General features: G+C 66.7%; 19 protein-coding genes. 8 read left to right on the top strand and 11 right to left on the bottom strand.

Annotation, left to right across the window (positions count from 1 at the left end; all coding sequences use genetic code 11):
• Nucleotide 1 precedes the first annotated feature (1 nt).
• The 4 genes from ACFOKJ_RS14880 (at nt 2) to ACFOKJ_RS14865 (ending at nt 2,886) form a co-directional block, all read left to right on the top strand.
• On the top strand, nt 2-715 hold the full coding sequence (locus ACFOKJ_RS14880; protein WP_390281008.1) for a helix-turn-helix transcriptional regulator: 714 nt from the start codon (nt 2-4) through the stop codon (nt 713-715).
• 30 nt (nt 716-745) lie between these two features.
• Entirely contained in the window at nt 746-1,153 is a 408-nt protein-coding gene (locus ACFOKJ_RS14875) for a VOC family protein (protein WP_390281006.1), read from the top strand.
• 137 nt (nt 1,154-1,290) lie between these two features.
• On the top strand, nt 1,291-1,923 hold the full coding sequence (locus ACFOKJ_RS14870; protein ID WP_390281004.1) for a glutathione S-transferase family protein: 633 nt from the start codon (nt 1,291-1,293) through the stop codon (nt 1,921-1,923).
• A 15-nt stretch (nt 1,924-1,938) separates the two neighbouring features.
• Nucleotides 1,939-2,886, top strand: coding sequence for a pyridoxamine 5'-phosphate oxidase family protein (locus ACFOKJ_RS14865; RefSeq protein ID WP_390281002.1), 948 nt, complete (start codon nt 1,939-1,941; stop codon nt 2,884-2,886).
• A gap of 13 nt (nt 2,887-2,899) precedes the next feature.
• Here the strand turns inward: ACFOKJ_RS14865 and ACFOKJ_RS14860 are convergent, their stop codons facing one another.
• Nucleotides 2,900-3,799, bottom strand: coding sequence for a LysR family transcriptional regulator (locus tag ACFOKJ_RS14860; protein ID WP_390281000.1), 900 nt, complete (start codon nt 3,797-3,799; stop codon nt 2,900-2,902).
• A gap of 136 nt (nt 3,800-3,935) precedes the next feature.
• Between ACFOKJ_RS14860 and ACFOKJ_RS14855 the strand changes: the two genes are divergently transcribed.
• Nucleotides 3,936-4,490 (top strand): carboxymuconolactone decarboxylase family protein, encoded by a 555-nt coding sequence (locus ACFOKJ_RS14855; protein WP_390280998.1) that lies wholly within the window; start codon nt 3,936-3,938, stop codon nt 4,488-4,490.
• 113 nt (nt 4,491-4,603) lie between these two features.
• Complete coding sequence (locus tag ACFOKJ_RS14850; RefSeq protein ID WP_390280996.1) at nt 4,604-5,086, top strand: nuclear transport factor 2 family protein; 483 nt, start codon at nt 4,604-4,606, stop codon at nt 5,084-5,086.
• A 38-nt stretch (nt 5,087-5,124) separates the two neighbouring features.
• Here the strand turns inward: ACFOKJ_RS14850 and ACFOKJ_RS14845 are convergent, their stop codons facing one another.
• The 10 genes from ACFOKJ_RS14845 to ACFOKJ_RS14800 form a co-directional block, all read right to left on the bottom strand.
• On the bottom strand, nt 5,125-5,970 hold the full coding sequence (locus ACFOKJ_RS14845; protein WP_390280994.1) for a GNAT family N-acetyltransferase: 846 nt from the start codon (nt 5,968-5,970) through the stop codon (nt 5,125-5,127).
• A 225-nt stretch (nt 5,971-6,195) separates the two neighbouring features.
• Nucleotides 6,196-10,308 carry a DEAD/DEAH box helicase gene (locus ACFOKJ_RS14840; protein WP_390280992.1) on the bottom strand — a complete coding sequence of 1,371 codons (4,113 nt, stop codon included), beginning with the start codon at nt 10,306-10,308 and terminating at the stop codon, nt 6,196-6,198.
• A 301-nt stretch (nt 10,309-10,609) separates the two neighbouring features.
• Nucleotides 10,610-11,887, bottom strand: coding sequence for a glutamate-1-semialdehyde 2,1-aminomutase (hemL, locus tag ACFOKJ_RS14835; protein ID WP_390280990.1), 1,278 nt, complete (start codon nt 11,885-11,887; stop codon nt 10,610-10,612).
• 248 nt (nt 11,888-12,135) lie between these two features.
• Entirely contained in the window at nt 12,136-12,468 is a 333-nt protein-coding gene (locus ACFOKJ_RS14830; RefSeq protein ID WP_390280988.1) for a thioredoxin family protein, read from the bottom strand.
• Between the two features lie 17 nt (nt 12,469-12,485).
• Complete coding sequence (locus ACFOKJ_RS14825) at nt 12,486-12,947, bottom strand: CYTH domain-containing protein (RefSeq protein WP_390280987.1); 462 nt, start codon at nt 12,945-12,947, stop codon at nt 12,486-12,488.
• Nucleotides 12,931-13,344: a DVU_2496 family lipoprotein gene (locus tag ACFOKJ_RS14820; RefSeq protein WP_390280985.1), complete on the bottom strand. Its 414-nt coding sequence runs from the start codon at nt 13,342-13,344 to the stop codon at nt 12,931-12,933. Before ACFOKJ_RS14820 ends, ACFOKJ_RS14825 begins: the two co-directional genes overlap by 17 nt.
• Complete coding sequence (locus ACFOKJ_RS14815) at nt 13,344-13,760, bottom strand: CopD family protein (protein WP_390280983.1); 417 nt, start codon at nt 13,758-13,760, stop codon at nt 13,344-13,346. The genes ACFOKJ_RS14820 and ACFOKJ_RS14815 overlap by 1 nt, the downstream gene beginning before the upstream one ends.
• A gap of 1 nt (nt 13,761) precedes the next feature.
• Nucleotides 13,762-14,112, bottom strand: coding sequence for an MmcQ/YjbR family DNA-binding protein (locus ACFOKJ_RS14810; RefSeq protein ID WP_390280981.1), 351 nt, complete (start codon nt 14,110-14,112; stop codon nt 13,762-13,764).
• A gap of 10 nt (nt 14,113-14,122) precedes the next feature.
• On the bottom strand, nt 14,123-14,935 hold the full coding sequence (locus ACFOKJ_RS14805) for a M48 family metallopeptidase (protein ID WP_390280979.1): 813 nt from the start codon (nt 14,933-14,935) through the stop codon (nt 14,123-14,125).
• Between the two features lie 26 nt (nt 14,936-14,961).
• Nucleotides 14,962-15,126, bottom strand: a complete 165-nt coding sequence (locus ACFOKJ_RS14800) for a rubredoxin (protein ID WP_390280977.1) — start codon at nt 15,124-15,126, stop codon at nt 14,962-14,964.
• 63 nt (nt 15,127-15,189) lie between these two features.
• Between ACFOKJ_RS14800 and thiD the strand changes: the two genes are divergently transcribed.
• Nucleotides 15,190-16,056, top strand: a complete 867-nt coding sequence (gene thiD / locus ACFOKJ_RS14795; RefSeq protein ID WP_390280975.1) for a bifunctional hydroxymethylpyrimidine kinase/phosphomethylpyrimidine kinase — start codon at nt 15,190-15,192, stop codon at nt 16,054-16,056.
• Nucleotides 16,043-16,660 carry a thiamine phosphate synthase gene (gene thiE, locus ACFOKJ_RS14790; RefSeq protein WP_390280973.1) on the top strand — a complete coding sequence of 206 codons (618 nt, stop codon included), beginning with the start codon at nt 16,043-16,045 and terminating at the stop codon, nt 16,658-16,660. Before thiD ends, thiE begins: the two co-directional genes overlap by 14 nt.
• Nucleotides 16,661-16,736: the final 76 nt, after the last annotated feature.

Genomic DNA, 16,736 nt, shown 5'->3' with positions numbered 1-16,736 from the left:
CATGCGCCGAGCTGACCGGCTGCTACAAATCCTGCTGCTGCTGCGCGGGCGGCGCCGTACCACGGCCGCCCAGTTGGCCGCATGGCTGGAGGTGTCGCCACGCACCGTGTACCGCGACATGGCTGATTTGCTGACCAGCGGCGCACCGCTCAATGGCGAGGCCGGCGAGGGCTACTGGCTGGAGGCGGGCTTCACCCCGCCGCCGATCAGCTTTGCCAGCGAGGAGCTGGCGGCGCTGGAAGCCGGCGCGCGCATGCTGGCCGGCTGTGCCGACAGCGATACCGCCGCGGCCGCCAGCAGCGCGCTGCACAAGATCCACGCCGTGCTGGGCAGCAGCGGGCTGACACCATCCCCGCTGTTCGTGCCGCCACTGCGCAGCCCGGCGCCGACGGTGCTGGCCGAGCTGCGCCGCGCCTGTGAGCAACAGCAATGCCTGCGGCTGCAGTACCAGGACGAAGCCGGCCGGCAAAGTGCGCGGGAAGTGGCGCCACTGGGGCTATTCTTCTGGGGCGAACACTGGACGCTGGCAGCGTGGTGCCTGCTACGCGGCGACTACCGCCACTTCCGCAGCGACCGCATCCAGGCACTGCATGCGGCCAACCTTGCCTGGCCGGACGGCATCTCGCTGGATGCCTTCCTGCAGCAGGCCGGCGCCGGCACGGCCAGCCGCCAGCGCCTGCAGCAACAGACCAGCCAGCCGTGGCACAAGCGTTGACGTGCCACCTTATACACGAGGAGCAGCAAGATGGAAGCACGACTGAGTTTCATCACCCTGGGCGTGGCCGACCTGGCGCGCGCCACCGCCTTCTACCGCGACGTACTGGCACTGCCGCAGATCGCCATGCCGGAAGGTGCCGGCGTGGCGTTTTTCGAACTGGGCAAGACCTGGCTGTCGCTGTTCCCGCGCAGCGAGCTGGCCAAGGATGCAGGCGTGCCGGACAGCCCGCCGGCAGCGTTTCCCGGCTTTTCGCTGGCGCACAATGTGCGCGAACGGCTACAAGTGGATGCGTTGCTGGCCGAGGTGTCCAGCCGTGGCGGCGAGATCGTCAAAGCGGCGGAAGACGCGTTCTGGGGTGGGCGCAGCGGCTACTTCCGCGACCCGGACGGTTTCCTGTGGGAAGTGGCGTGGAACCCGCAGTTTCCGCATGTCTGAGCCGCCGGCAGGCGGCCGCACCATTCCGCTGGCGGCAATAATCAATTGCCGGAAACAGGCGTTCATTTCTCCAGCCTGCCAGGGCACAGTGGCGGCATCCGCATCTGCACAGATGCACCACTTGCCCGGAGACCATCATGACCCGCCTGCCCGTCAAACTGTATACCTTCCCGCTGTCCGGCCACGCGCATCGCGTGCGGCTGGCGCTGTCCCTGCTGCAGGTACCAACCGAGCTGATCGAGGTTGACCTGCGCGCCGGGGCGCACAAGCAGGCCGACTTCATTGCGCTGAATGCGTTTGGCCAGGTGCCGGTAATCGACGACAACGGCACCATCATTGCCGACTCGAACGCCATCCTGGTGTACCTGGCGCGGCGCTATGGCAACGGCGACTGGTTGCCAGGCGATGCCGTGGGCGAGGCCGCCGTGCAACGCTGGCTGTCGGTTGCCGCCGGCCTGCTGGCATTCGGCCCAGCCGCCGCGCGGCTGATCACGGTATTTGGCGCCTGCTTTCGTGCCGAGGAAGTCATCCCGCGTGCCCACAAGCTGTTCGCGGTAATGGATGGCGAGCTGGCGAAGCAGCCCTTTCTCACCGGCGACAAACCCAGCATTGCCGACATCGCCAACTACACCTATACCGCGCATGCACCGGAAGGCCATGTCTCGCTGGCTGACTATCCACATGTGCGTGCCTGGCTGGCGCGCATCGAGGCCCTGCCCGGTTTTGTCGGCATGCAGCACACCGCCGTAGCCCCGGCGGTCGATGCCTGATAACGAGGAAACATCATGTCCAGCTCCTCTCCCTGGCACCGTGGCGAACAACTGCTGCAGGAACGCCTTGGCGTCGCGGAACAGATGCTGGCCGTCGGCCAGCGCGTGATTCGCGACTACATGCCGGAGCAGCACCGGCAGTTTTACGCCCAGCTCCCCTTCCTGCTGGTGGGAGGCGTGGATGCGGCAGGTTGGCCGTGGGCCGGCGTGCTGGAAGGCAGCCCCGGCTTCGTGCAGTCTCCCGATGCCCGGCTACTGACGATTGCCGCCCAGCCGGGGCAGGACGACCCCTTGCACGCCTGCCTGCATCCGGGCGCCCCGCTCGGCTTGCTGGGCATCGAGCTGCCAACCCGCCGCCGCAACCGCGTGAATGGCGAACTGCAAACCATGTCAGATGCCGGTCTGAGAGTGGCGGTAACGCAATCATTCGGCAATTGCCCCAAGTACATCCAGCAGCGCGATATCCGCATTGCGCCCGCGGCCGCCAGCCAGGCCATGCCGGCGGAACGGCAACCGCAACTGGATGCCGCCGCCCGGCAACTGATACGCGCTGCCGATACGCTGTTTGTCGCCAGCTGCTTTCCCGGCGATGCCAGCCAGCCGGCGGCATCGGTGGATGTCTCGCATCGCGGCGGCAAGCCGGGCTTTGTCAGGGTCGAAGGCAACCGGCTGACGATTCCGGATTTTTCCGGCAACCGCTTTTTCAACACGCTCGGCAACCTGCTGCTCAACCCCAGGGCCGGGCTGCTGTTCATCGACTTTGCCAGCGGCGATGTGCTGCAGCTGACCGGGCGCACGGAGATCGTCTGGCAGGACGACACGCTGGCCGCATTCGCGGGCTGCGAGCGCGCCTGGCATTTCACGGTCGAACAGATGTGGCGGCGGCGTGGCGCGCTGGCCCTGCGCGGGGAGGCGGCGCAACTGTCGCCCTTCCTGCTGCAAACCGGCGACTGGCCGGCTTAGCGGGCAGAGCGCATCAGGCGAGGTGCATGTCCGCGCGCAAGCGCTCCACCAGCAGGTCGATGAAGCTGCGCACCCTGGCGGCGCCGTACTTGCTTTCCCGATGCACGATGTGAATCGGCAACGGGGCGCTCTCGTACGCCGGCAGCACCAGCTGCAGCTCGCCGGACTGCACCAGCCCGGCTACCTGGTAGGACAGCAGCCGGGTAATGCCCAGCCCGCCCCTGGCCGCCTCGATGGCGCTGTCGTTGCTGGTGACCAGCAATCGCGGCTGTAACCTGACTGCCTCGGCGCCATCCGCCGCCTCGAACTTCCACTCCACGCTCGGCGACACGTTGGTAGCGGCAATGATGGTATGCGCCTGCAGATCAGCAGGCTGGGCCGGTATGCCATGCGCGGCCAGATAGCCCGGTGACGCACACAGCACCCGCCGCACTTCCCCCACCTTGATCGCCCGCATGCTGGAATCCGGCAGCGGGCCGATGCGCACCGCCACATCCACGCCTTCCTCCAGCATGTTCACCACCCGGTCGAGAAACAGCGCCGACACCGTCACCTGCGGATAACGCTGCAGATAGGCCACGATGCCCGGCATCACGAACAGCTTGCCGAACAGTACCGGCGCGGTAACGGTGAGCTGGCCGCGCGGCGCGGCATTGATGCCGGCTACCGCTTCGTCGGCCTCGTCTACCTCCGCCACAATGCGCCGCGCATCATCCAGGTAACGCTGGCCGGCATCCGTTACCCGCACATGGCGGGTAGTGCGCTGCAGCAGCTTGACCCCCAACCGGGCTTCCAGGCTGGCAATGGCACGCGTCACCGCTGGCGGCGACATGCCCAGCCGGCGGGCGGCGCCGGCAAAGCTGCCTTCGTCCCCCACCGCCACAAACACCGTCATCAGGTGCAGTCTGTCCATGCTTCATTCCCCAAAGTGGAATAATCAATTGCATTGTATGGCTATTCTTCTGGCTGGTGAGGTCTGTCACAGTGCAATCACTGGCACCGCACAAGGCGATGCGCAGCAACATCCCTCACCAGACAAGGACCGCGCCATGAACCGCATCAGCATCCCGACCGTAGAACAATCCCACGCCGCCAGCCAGCCGCTGTTGGCCGCAGTGCAGCAGCAACTGGGCGTGGTGCCCAACCTGATGAAAGTCATCGGCCACAGCCCGGCCGCACTGGAAGGCTACCTGTCGCTGAATGGCGCGCTGAACAAGGGCAAGCTGCCGGCAGCCCTGCGCGAACGCATCGCGCTGGCGGTGGCGGAATACAATGGCTGCGATTACTGCCTGTCGGCACACAGCTACCTTGGCCAGCATGTCGCCAAACTCTCCGCCGCCGAAATCAGCGCCGCCCGCGACCACCACAGTGCCGATGCGCGTAGCGCCGCCGCACTGCAGTTCGCTTTCCTGGTAGCCAGCAAGCGCGGCCAGATCAGCGATGCCGAGCTGGCCGCATTGCGTGCCGCCGGTTTCGACGAAGCAGAAACCATCGAGCTGGTGCTGCTGGTGGCGCTGAACGTGCTGACCAACTATGTCAACAATGTGGTCCGCACCAGCATCGACTTCCCGGTGGTGACTGCCGGCCAACACCACGCAGCGTAAGCTGTGTGCCCCGGGTGCTGGCGCAAGCGCTGGTACCCGGGCCTTGTTTTTTAACCTGGAAGGCTGCCGATTCACGCACTTAGCTGCAGCGCCTCCCTTTGCCAGGAACAGCCATGACCCCGACACCTGAAGCAAGCCGCCCGCCGTTGCCACCGTTCACACTGGATACCGCCATCCAGAAAGTGCGCGCCGCCGAAGATGGCTGGAACAACCGCAACCCGCAGAAAGTGGCACTGGCGTATACCCCCGACAGCCGATGGCGTAATCGCAGTGAATTTCTGAACGGACGGGCGGAAATCGAAGCCTTCCTGACCCGCAAATGGCAGCGGGAACAGGAATATCGGCTGATCAAGGAAATCTGGGCATACAGCGAGAACCGCATTGCGGTGCGCTTTGCCTATGAATGGCACGACGAGCAGGGGCAGTGGTACCGCTCCTACGGCAACGAGAACTGGGAATTCGACGCCAATGGCCTGATGGCGGTGCGCCATGCCAGCATCAATGACCTGCCGATACGGGAGGAGGAACGGCTGTTCCACTGGCCGCAGGGCCGCCGCCCGGACGAGCACCCGGGATTATCCGCCCTGGGGCTGTAATCCACCCCGCGAGCCGCCGGCCAGGCACGCCTGCCAGATCAGCCAACCGGCAAGGGCAAGCGCATCAGGTACTGGTACAGCGGCTCACGGCTGGCGCCCAATGCCAGCAAGGCATCGCCGCCGACATGCGCCGCCTGCAGTTGCGGTACGTCCCATGGCAGCCCCGGGTGTGCCGCGCGCAGCGCCAGCAACAGCGCCCGCGCCGCCTGTTGCGCCGGCTGCCTGTCCACCAGGCTCAGGATCTGCACGCCATCGTCCTGCACCACGAATACCAGCTGGGCACTGCCTGACTGCCAGGCCTGCCACGCCAGTGGCGATGCCGCCAGCACCGGTGCGGTGACCTGCAGCGGCAGCTCCAGACCAGCGGCCTCGGCAGCATCCAGCCAGCCCAGTGCCGCCTCGCGGCCAACGTCGCACGGCTGGATAGCGGCCGCCGGCAACGACACATCGCCTGCCAGGGCGTAACCATGCAGCGCCATCCGCTCGCCAAAGCCACGGCTGCGGTACAGGCGAACGGCACGTTCGTTCTGCGCGAACACTTCCAGCTCCAGCGCGTCCAGCCCATGCGCGGTGGCGCGGGCGATCAGCTCGTCCAGCAGCGCCGGTGCCGCCCCGCTGCCACGCGCCAGCGGCACCGCGCCCATGGTGGCCAGCCGCCAGCGTTGGCCGCGTGGCGCCACCAGTGCCAAAGCCAGAATTTCATCGCCAAGCAATGCCACCCGGCTACGCGACAGCGACACTGCCTGACGGGCAAGAAACCCCGGCCATTGCGACAATGCTTGGGTGAACGGGCCGATCAGGTAATCGGCAAAGGCGGTACGGAATGCCGTGTGCAATTGTGCCGGCGGCACGACATTGGCTGGTACCAGGCGGAAAGCGGACATGGCGTGGCTCCATGACAGAACCACGCCATTCTAGAAAGGCTGCCGACAGGGCACAGCCCGTCGGAAGGACAGCCAACTTGTACTTAGCGCCTGTTCACGATCTAGCGAGCTAGATCGAGACAAGGCAAAAACGTGAGGGGCGCGGAGTTTACATAGAGTAAATGCGCATTCCGAAGCCGTTTTTAACGCCGTATCGCCGACGCGCAACAGATCGTGAACAGGCGCCTACAGCTCGCCCTTGAGCAGCGCCAGCAATGCCTCGGTATCCAGCTTGGCGCTGGCGTCGCCGCCTTCCAGCAGGCTGTCGGCCAGGTCGCGCTTCACGCCATGCAGCGCCACGATCTGCTCCTCGATGGTGTGCTCGGCCACCAGCCGGTAGATGGTCACCGGCCGCTGCTGGCCCATGCGGTAGGCGCGGTCGGAGGCCTGGTCTTCCACCGCCGGATTCCACCACGGGTCGAGGTGGATCACGAAATCGGCGGCGGTGAGGTTAAGGCCGGTGCCGCCGGCTTTCAGGCTGATCAGGAACACATCGCCCTCGCCGCGCTGGAAGGCATCCACCCGCGCCTTGCGCTCCCTGGCCGGAGTGCTGCCGTCCAGGTACTGGTAGGCGATGCCCTGTTCGTCCAGCCACTGCCGCACCAGCTTGAGGTGGTCAACGAACTGGCTGAACACCAGCGCCTTGTGGCCGTTTTCCAGCAGCTCTTCGGCAATCTCGGTGAATGCGGCCAGCTTGCTGCCGGCAATGGCGCTATCCGGCAGCACCAGTTGCGGGTGGCAGCAGAAGCGGCGCAGCTTGGTGATTTCCGCCAGCACCTGCATCTGTTTGCCGTCGGTGCCCTGCAGCTGGTCCAGCTTGTCCACCGCCTGCTGGCGCATGGCTTCGTACAGATGCAGTTCTTCCGCCGACAGCGGCACCTTGCGGGTGATCTCGGTGCGCGGCGGCAGCTCGTGCAGCACCTGGCTCTTGGTGCGGCGCAGGATGAAGGGCTGGATCAGCGCCTTCAGCGCCGCACGGGCGTTCTTGTCGCCACGCTCGATCGGGTTGGAGAAGCGTTGCTGGAAGCGCTCCTGGCTGCCCAGCAGGCCGGGGTTGAGGAAGCGGAACAGGTTCCACAGCTCGCCCAGGTGGTTTTCCACCGGCGTGCCGGAGGCCGCCAGGCGGAAGCCGGCATTCAGCGACATCACCGCCTGCGAGCGCTTGGTGCCGGCGTTCTTGATCGCCTGCGCCTCGTCCAGCACCACCGAGCGCCAGTCCACCGCGGCAAAGGCGTCGGCATCCAGCTGCAGCAGGCCGTAGCTCACCACCACCAGGTCGAACGGCCCCAGGTCCACCAGTGAGCGGAACTGCTGATACGGCCGCACGCGCAGGGTGGGGGCGAAGCGGGCGGCTTCCGACAGCCAGTTCAACGCCACCGAAGTGGGCGCCACCACCAGCTGCGGGCCGCCGGGAGCGCGCTCCAGCAGCAGCGCCAGCGTCTGTACCGTCTTGCCCAGGCCCATATCGTCGGCCAGGCAGGCGCCCACGCCCCAGTGCGCCAGGCGCGCCATCCAGTTGTAGCCTTCGCGCTGGTAGTCGCGCAGCTCGGCCTGCAGCGTGGACGGCAGCTGCGGCTGGTAGTTGCGCAGGCTGTCCAGCGTGGCCAGCTGCTGTTGCCAGGCGGCATCGGCATCGAATTCGCCCACTTCGTCGGCCAGCTCGGCCAGCATCGGCGCCGCCAGCTGGCTGTAATGCACGCCGTCGCGGCCAACGTGGTCGGCCAGGCGCGCCAGCTCTTCCAGCCGCTGCTTCATGCTGTCGGTCAGCGCCAGCCAGTCGTCCTCGCCCAGTGCAATGAAGCGGCCCTGCTGCTGTGCGGCCAGCTCCAGCAGCTCTTTCAGCTGCAGCACGCGGCCATCGTCCAGTTTCAGCTGGCCACCCAGCACGAACCACTCGCCGTGGCGCTGCACCGTCAGCTGCAGCTGCGGCAGGCCGCGGCGCGACTTGATGCGCAGCCGCTCGCCCTCCGGCCACACGCAGGCCAGCAGTGCGCCATCCAGCTGCTGCAGTTCGGACAGCACTTCCAGCGCCTGCTGCGGCGCCGGCAGCTGCCATTCCTGGCCGTCGTTGTCGGCGGCGGCCAGCGTGGGGCAGGCAGCCAGCACCTGCTGCAGCGCGGCGCGCTCGGCAGCCAGGTTACGGCGGGTCTGCACGGTGCGGCCGTCCACCTCGCCGACGATGCTTTCCATGCCGCTGCCCGGCTTGCACCAGTTGGCTGCAGCCAGCGGCCGCACCAAGAGTTGCAGGCGCAGGCCCTGCGCCAGCGGCAGCAGGTGGGCGTAGATGCGACCATCGGCCGGAATGCTGTCCAGGTTGCTGGCCAGCTCCGGCAGGTCGGAGTGAATCGGCACCAGCGGTGCCACGCTGGTCACCGCGTCGATCAGCTGCGCCTTGGCCGCCAGCGGCACGGTGAGTTCGCGGCCGATGATGGCGGCGATCTGCCGTACCTCGCGGCCAACCTGGTACACCGCCAGCCGGGTGGGAGTGTCCTTCTCCCACACCACGTCGCTGTCGGCGGCAATCTTGTTGGGGTTGAGGCGCACGCGGATCTCGCGCGCATCCTCGGTAAGCTGCAGCGATACCTGGCCGGCCACCACGTCCACGCGCACATCCGGCGCATCGGCCCAGTACACCGCGCCGTGGCCCACCAGTGCCGGCAGCGATTTCTCGGCGTCCAGCGCGTAGGCGCTGCCACCGCCGTAGTAGCTGTCGTGCGCGGATTTGATATGGCGCAGGATGCGGCGATCCGGCTCGCCCAGGTAGTCGAATTCGTCCGGCGTCTCCAGCAGGCGGCGCAGCGCCACGGCGCGGCCGCGGCTCCATTGCCCGCGGGCGCCCAGTTTCTGTTCACGCGGCTCCATCAGTACGCCATGCGGCGCCACGGTGATGAGCCAGGCCAGGCGGGTGTCCTTGCTGTCCACGGTAAGCGGGGTCTCCTTGCCGGCGCCCAGCAGCTTGAGCGCGTTGAGTGCGTGCTGCCAGGCTTCCTGGCGGCGGTAGATGTCCACCAGCGGGGTGAGCTGGCGCTGGGCATGCCACTGCGGCTGCTGCCGCTGCACGCCGAACTGGCGCCACAGCAGCGCGGCAAGCTCTTCAGCTGCCCAGACATAGCCTTCGTCCTGCAGCTGCTGGCCGAACTGCGTCAGCGCCGCCTGCCACGCCGGGGTGCGCGCCTGCTTCACATCCAGCCACCAGGCAGCCACCGCCAGCAGCAGGCCATCGAGGCCGTTCAGGGCGGAGACATCCGGCAGCTGCAGGCTGGCGGCCACTGCCGCGCTTTCCTGCACCGTGAGCAGATGCTGCAGCACGTAGTAGCAATGGCCGTGGCGCTGGCGCACGCCGGCGGCAATGGCCTGCTTCAGCTCGGCCTGACGTTTGTCGTCACGGCTGCCGATCAGCGCCAGACAGTAGAAGGCGTTGAACACCGCCGGCAGCTCCAGCGTGCGCTTGCCGGTTTCGCGGCGGATGTCGGCCAGCCAGTCGGCCACCACCTCCAGCGCCTCGGCATAGCGGCCCTGCATCACCGGCAGCAGCAGCCGGCGCGCCACCGGCAGGCCGTCGCCTTCGGCACCCGGCTGGGTGACCTGCTCGAAATCGGCGCGCCACAACGCCTGCTGCAGCAGCTGCGCGGTGAGCTCGTCCCAGTCGCGATAGCCGTCCTCCAGCCGTGCCAGCGCGTAGCGGTAGCCTTCGGCAAAGTGATCCAGCCGCCAGTTGGCATCCGGCAGGTAATCCATCAGCAGCAGTACCTGGATGTCGTCGTCCAGCCGGTCGAACAATGCGCGGCCGGCGGCGGTGTGGAACAGGCGCTTGAACGGCGGCTGCGGCGCCACGCCACTGCTGCCTTGCACCAGCTGCTGGTACAGCGCCAGCCACTGGCCGGTAGGCTCGGCGCGGCCCTGCAGAATCGCCAGCCACAGCCGCAGCTGCACCGCCGGCGCACTGGGCGCCACCCGTGGCAGCGGCAGGTGGTCGCACAACAGCTCGCCCCAGGCGGCCAGCTCGGCCTGCTCGTCCATGAGCTGCAGCAGCACCGCGTTGCGCGCCTGCGGCGCGATGCGGTAAGGCAAGCCGGTGGTGCGCACGATGGCGTCGCGGTGTTCCAGATCGCCCAGCACCGCGCCCAGCGTCTCGTTGTTCAGCGCCTTGCCCTGCGCATCGCGGATCAGGTTCATGCTGAGCAACATCAGCAGGTTGGGCTTGTTTTCCCCGTTGGGCAGGAGCGCAAGTGCACGCAATACCGCCAGGTGGGGGGCAGACAGCTGGTCAAGCGGTAGCTGGAGTTCAGAGGTGGTCATGGGCAACGGGCAATCGGGTTGGCCGCGGCAGCATGTGTGCGGCGGTAAAGCGAAACGAACCCGAAAGTGTACGCCAAGGCGGCGGTGGCGGCCATTGGCGGCGCGAGAAAACGTGCAGGAAGTTGCTGCTCGTAGCCCGGATAAGCGCAGCGCATCCGGGGACTCAGCGCAACGTTGGCCGCATCTCCCCGGATGCGCCTGCGGCTTATCCGGGCTACGGGCTACCGATCCCGCAAATGAAAACACCCCGCCAAATTGCTCGGCGGGGTGTGTCGCATGCGGCCAGAGTTGGCCGCTAACCTCAGATACGTGCCAGAGCGCGGCGGGCCGCGGCGATGGTCTGGTCGATCAGCGCTTCCGTGTGGGCGCTGGAGGTGAACCCGGCTTCGTAGGCCGATGGCGCCAGGTACACGCCTTCGTCCAGCATGGCGTGGAAGAAGGCCTTGAAGCGCGGGATATCGCACTGGGTGGCCTCGGCGTAGCTGGCCGGTACCTTGCTGCTGAAGTAGAAGCCGAACATGCCGCCCACGCTATCGGTGGTCATCGGCACACCGGCTTCACGTGCGGCATCCGCCAGGCCTGCGGCCAGGCGGGCGCTGAGGCGGCCCAGATTGTCGTGGAAGCCAGGCTGCTGGATCAGGCGCAGGGTGGTGAGGCCGGCGGCTACCGCCAGTGGGTTACCGGACAGGGTGCCGGCCTGGTAGACGTTACCCAGCGGCGCGATCTTGGCCATGATGTCGGCGCGACCGCCGAACGCTGCCAGCGGCATGCCGCCGCCCACCACCTTGCCCAGCGTGGTGAGGTCCGGGGTGATGCCGTGCAGGCCCTGTGCGCAGTTCAGCGCCACGCGGAAGCCGGTCATCACCTCGTCGTAGATCAGCACCGCGCCGTACTGCTCGGTGAGTGCGCGCAACGCCTGCACGAACTCGGCGGACGGCTTGATCAGGTTCATGTTGCCGGCGATCGGCTCCAGGATCACGCAGGCGATCTTGTCGCCCAGTTCCTTGAAGGTGTCGGCCAGTTGCTGCACGTCGTTGTACTGCAGCACCAGGGTGTGCTTGGTGGTATCCGCCGGCACGCCGCCGGAGGACGGGTTGCCGAAGGTGAGCAGGCCGGAACCGGCTTTTACCAGCAGGCTGTCGGAGTGGCCGTGGTAGCAGCCCTCGAATTTCACGATCAGGTCACGGCCGGTAAAGCCACGCGCTAGGCGAATGGCGGACATGGTGGCCTCGGTGCCGGAGCTCACCAGGCGCAGCTGCTGCACCGACGGCAGCAGCTTGCAGATTTCCTCGGCGATCTCGACTTCGCCTTCGGTAGGCGCGCCGAAAGACAGGCCACCGGCCGCGGCGTCCTGCACCGCCTTGATCACCTCCGGGTGGGCGTGGCCGAGGATGGCCGGGCCCCAGGAGCCGACGTAGTCCAGGTACTGCTTGTCATCGGCATCCCAGAAGTAGGCGCCCGCGGCGCGCTTCACAAAGCGCGGCGTGCCGCCCACCTGGCCAAAGGCGCGCACCGGTGAGTTCACACCACCGGGGATCACCTGTTTGCCACGTTCGAACAGTTCGAGATTGCGGGACATTGCTTTTCCTTTCTGGCAGCCATGCCGGCTGCGCTTCACATTGGGTGCGGCGCCGGCTGCAAGCGGCAGCCGGGCGGGAATGTCTGTCGGCAACGCTACCGCTTTATTACCGAAGCAGCGTTGACCTGTGTCCAGTGGCGGCGCCTTCTGCGGGCGTCGTGAAATCAAGTGCCGGATTGTCCGGCAAATCGCCGCCCCCGGCTAGCCGACGGCGGGAATGCGGTGTTCTGCCTGCGGCCAACCTGGCGTCAGGGCGTCGCAGGCCGCGTGGACAGCAGGTCCGTCACTTCGGCTTCGGTCAGCGGTCGCACCACGCGGCCCAGCTCCACGCCTTGCTGCAGCAGGATCAGCGTCGGCCAAAGCTTGACGCGGAAGCTGCGCCCCAGCCGCCGCCCGGCACCGTCCTCCACCTTGATGTGGCGCAGTGCCGGGAAGGCCGCCAGCGCCTGTGCGATGGCCGACTGCGCGTTCTGACAATGCGGGCACCAGTCCACGCCGAATTCCAGCAGCACGGGCTCGCTGGCGGCGTCGAGGGCAGCCCGCTCGGGGGCCGCGGGCGAATAGGCGGCAACATAGCTCACGACGTTTCCTTCCGGCGCTACCAGCGGCTGTACGGGTTTTTGGACAGATACGCGTTGGTGTAGCGACCGTCGAAGGTGACTTCCTCGCCGATCCATTCCGGCTTGTCGAAGGCGGTTTCCTCCGATGGCAACTCGATCTCAGCCAGCACCAGGCCGGCGTTTTCGCCGAAGAACTCGTCCACTTCCCAGATGAAGCCGCCGAATGCAATGCGGTAGCGCAGCTTATCCACCACCATCGGGCACATGGCATCCATGATGGTCTGCGCCTCGGCCACCGGAATGGCGTATTCGAACTCGTGGCGGCTAATGTCGCTGATCTGGCCCTTGAGCGTGAGCCAGGCCTGCTCGCCCACCACGCGCACGCGCACGGTGCGTTCCTTTTCCACCGACAGGTAACCCTGACGGTAACGCACGCCCTCGGCCAGGCCGCGCCAGCTGTCACCGTTTACCTTGAAGCGGCGTTCAATTTCCACTGCCATGCGATTCTTCTTTCTTGATCAGGCGGGCCGGGGCCTTCAGGCGCCAGTCGGCTTCGCGGTAGGGGTAGACATCCTGCGGCCAACGGGCATCCAGCCGGTACACGTACCAGGGCTGGCCGGGCTGCAGACGGTTGCCTTTCAGCGCGTCGCTGTAGTCGCTGCGCGCGGCTAGCGCGCTGCAATAGGCCCTGGTGCCGGGGAAGTGACCATCGGATGCCGGTTGCAGTCCGGCAGGCAGTTGGCCGGCGGGCAGGCGGCCCGGCATCGGCGCCACGTTGGCCGCAGGCACATCGCCAAAATCCTGGCCGCTGAGCACGAACACACCATCGGTACAGTCATCGCGCTGGCAGCCAGCCAGCGCGGCAGTCAGCAGCAGGGGAAGAATGAGATTTTTCATCAGAACGGTTTGACCACCACCAGAATCACCACCGCCAGCAGCACCAGCACCGGCAGCTCGTTGAACACGCGGAACCATACATGGCTGCGCCGGTTGCTGCCGGCGCGAAAATCGCCCAGCAGCCGGAAACAATAGCCGTGGTAAGCGGCGAGGCCGGCCACCAGGGTGAGCTTGGCATGCAGCCAGCCGCCACCGATGCCGTAGCCGAACATCAGCCACAGGCCGAACACCATCGCCAGCACGCCCAGCGGCGTCATGAAACGCAGCAGCTTGTGCGCCATCAGCAGCAAGCGGTCGTATTCCGCCCCCGGCTTGGCCATGGCGAGGTTGACGAAGATGCGCGGCAAGTAGAACAGGCCGGCGAACCACGACACCACGAAGAAGATGTGAAACGCCTTGAGATAGAGATATGCCATGTCAGAGTCCGTACGCGGCGCGTACTGTTTTTGGGAGCTTGCCCGCCACCAACCGCCAGGATGCGGCCAACCCTTGCTGCAGCTGCGCCATGTCCAGCGCGGCGGTACTGCTCACACTGATCCAACGCGAGCGGGACAGGTAGGGCGCAGGCCGCACGCCGGGCAGGCCGGACAGGGCGAGGAAATCCTCGTCCGCCACCTTGTAAGCCAGCGTGTCGCCGTGAAAGGTGGCGAACATCTTGCCCGCCACCTTCAGCACCTGCACGCCGCCCCACAGCACTTCCAGCTGCGCGCCGGGCTGGGCCAGAGCGTGCTGCAGCAGGGCATCCAGCTGGGCAGAAGTCAGTTTCACGTGAAACCGCTTACTTCTTCGGCGCCGCCTGGTACAGCGGCATCACCTTGGGAATCAGCCGCTGCAGGGTGGCGATGCGATCCTCGCCCGCCGGGTGGGTGGACAGGAAAGCCGGGCCGCCACCGCCGCCTGCCTTCAGCATCTTCTGCCACAGGGTGATGGAGGCCTGCGGGTTGTAGCCGGCACGCGCCATCAGCTCCAGGCCGATGGTGTCGGCCTCGCTTTCCATGCCGCGGCTGTGCGGCTTGGTCAGCGCCACATCGGTGGCCAGCGCCGCCAGCTCCATCGAGCCCTGCGACAAGCCGGCCAGCTGGCCGACAATGCTCAGCCCGGCCTGCTTGGCATATTCCTGGCTCATGCTTTCGCGGCTGTGCTCGCGCAGCGCGTGGGCGATCTCGTGGCCGATCACGGTGGCCAGCTCGTCATCCGTGAGCGCCAGCTTTTCAGCCAGCCCGCTGTACACCATGATCTTGCCGCCGGCCATGCAGTAGGCGTTCAGCTCCGGCGAGTTGGCCACGTTGACCTCCCACTTCCAGCTGCGCGCATCCTGGCGGAACACCGGCGTCTGGCGGATCAGCCGCTCGGAAATGGCACGCACGCGGCGGGTGAGCGCGGCGTTGGTGTTCAGCGCGCCGGCAGCCTGGGTCTTGCGCACTTCCTGCGCATAGGCCTGCGCCGACATGCTGTCCACTTCCTGCTGCGACAGCAGGATGAACTGTTTGCGCTGCACGCCCACCTCGCCACTGGAGGTGGTATTGACACAGCCAGCCAGCGCAGCAGACAGCAGCAGCGCGGCGCCACAACGTTGCAAGGTGGTATTCATCGTCTAGGCATCCCGTTGGTGATGGCTCAGAATGCCATCATTTCAAAATCGTCCTTGCGTGCCCCGCAGTCCGGGCACGTCCAGTTCATCGGCACGTCTTCCCACTTGGTGCCAGGGGCAATACCGTCTTCCGGGCGGCCGGCAGCCTCGTCGTAAATAAAGCCGCAGATCAGGCACATCCAGGTTTGCATGGTTTTGGTTTCCAAACGGTTAAAATGCACATTGTAATTGCTCCCGCACAAAGAGGATAAACCTTGAGCCAAGACATCGAGCTGCCGCCCATCGTGCTGACGCTGGCCGGCTCCGACCCCACCGGCGGCGCCGGAATCCAGGCCGACATCCTGACCCTGGCCAGCATGGGCTGCCACCCGCTGTCGGTGATCACCGCCATTACCGTGCAGGACACCCGCGGCGTACAGGATTTCATGACCCTGGACGGCGAGTGGGTGCTGGATCAGGCGCGTGCGGTGTTAGAGGACATGCCGGTGGCAGCGTTCAAAGTGGGGATGATAGGCAGCGTGGACAATGTGGCCGCCATCGCCGAGCTGGCCGCCGATTATCCGGATATCCCGCTGATCTACGACCCGGTGCTGGCCAGCGGCCGTGGCGACGAACTGTCGCGCGACGAGCTGGTTCACGTGCTGCGCGAATTGCTGTTGCCGCAGGTAACTGTGCTTACCCCCAACAGCATGGAAGCACGCCGCCTGGCGGCCAACGACGAAGACGACGAAGACAGCATCTCCCTGGCCGACTGCGCCAAGCGCCTCACCCGGCTGGGTTGCGACTACGTGTTCATCACCGGCACCCACGAAGCCACCCGCGACGTGGAAAACCGCCTGTATGACCGCAGCGGCGAAGTGCGCGTGGACACCTGGCCACGGCTGAACGGCAGCTTCCACGGCTCCGGCTGCACGCTGGCCTCGGCAGTGGCCGGGCTGATCGCCCGTGGCCTGGCAGTACCCGAGGCCGTGAAGGAAGCCCAGGACTACACCTGGCAGGCGCTGCGCTACGGCTTCCGCCCCGGCATGGGGCAATACATCCCGGACCGCCTGTTCTGGGCCAACGACACCCCCGAAGACGAACAGGCCCCGGCCGGCAAGGATCACGATGCACTCCGTTAACGGCCTGTACGCCATCACCCCCGACACCGAAGACAGCGAACGGCTGATCGAGCAGGTCAGCGCCGCGCTGGACGGCGGCGCCCGCGTGCTGCAGTACCGCAACAAGGGCAGCGACCCGGTGCGCCGGCTGTGGCAAGCCAGCATTCTGGCCAGCCTGGCACGCAGCCGCGATGCGCTGTTCATCGTCAACGACGACATCGCACTGGCGCGGGCAGTGCAGGCCGACGGGGTGCATGTTGGCCGCGACGATGCCGCCATCGCCAGCGCCCGTGCAGCGCTGGGCCCGGCGGCCATCGTTGGTGCCAGCTGCTACAACAGCATTGAGCTGGCCCGCGCTGCCGTGGCCGCCGGTGCCAGCTACGTGGCCTTCGGTGCGGTGTTTCCGTCCGGCACCAAGCCCGGCGCAGTGGCTGCGCCGCTGCAGCTGTTCGCGCAAAGCGCCGATCTGGGCGTGCCGCGCGTGGCCATCGGCGGCATCACCGCCGCCAATGCCGCACAGGTAGTGGCTGCCGGCGCCGATGCCATCGCGGTGATCGGCGGCCTGTTCGACGGCGATGATGTCGCCGAACGCGCGGCCACGCTGGCAGCGTTGTTCCACAACTAGCCCAGCAGGCAAACCCGGCCGCCATAACAAGCTCCTGCGGCCACCCCCGACGCCCCCCGTCACCACAAGGAAACCG

Origin of the sequence: Vogesella amnigena, from assembly GCF_042648905.1 — a bacterium.
In the GTDB taxonomy this organism is placed as follows: Bacteria; Pseudomonadota; Gammaproteobacteria; order Burkholderiales; family Chromobacteriaceae; genus Vogesella; species Vogesella amnigena.
The sequence above is the reverse complement of the archived record's forward strand: the minus strand, read 5'-3'. Positions and strand labels throughout refer to the sequence as shown.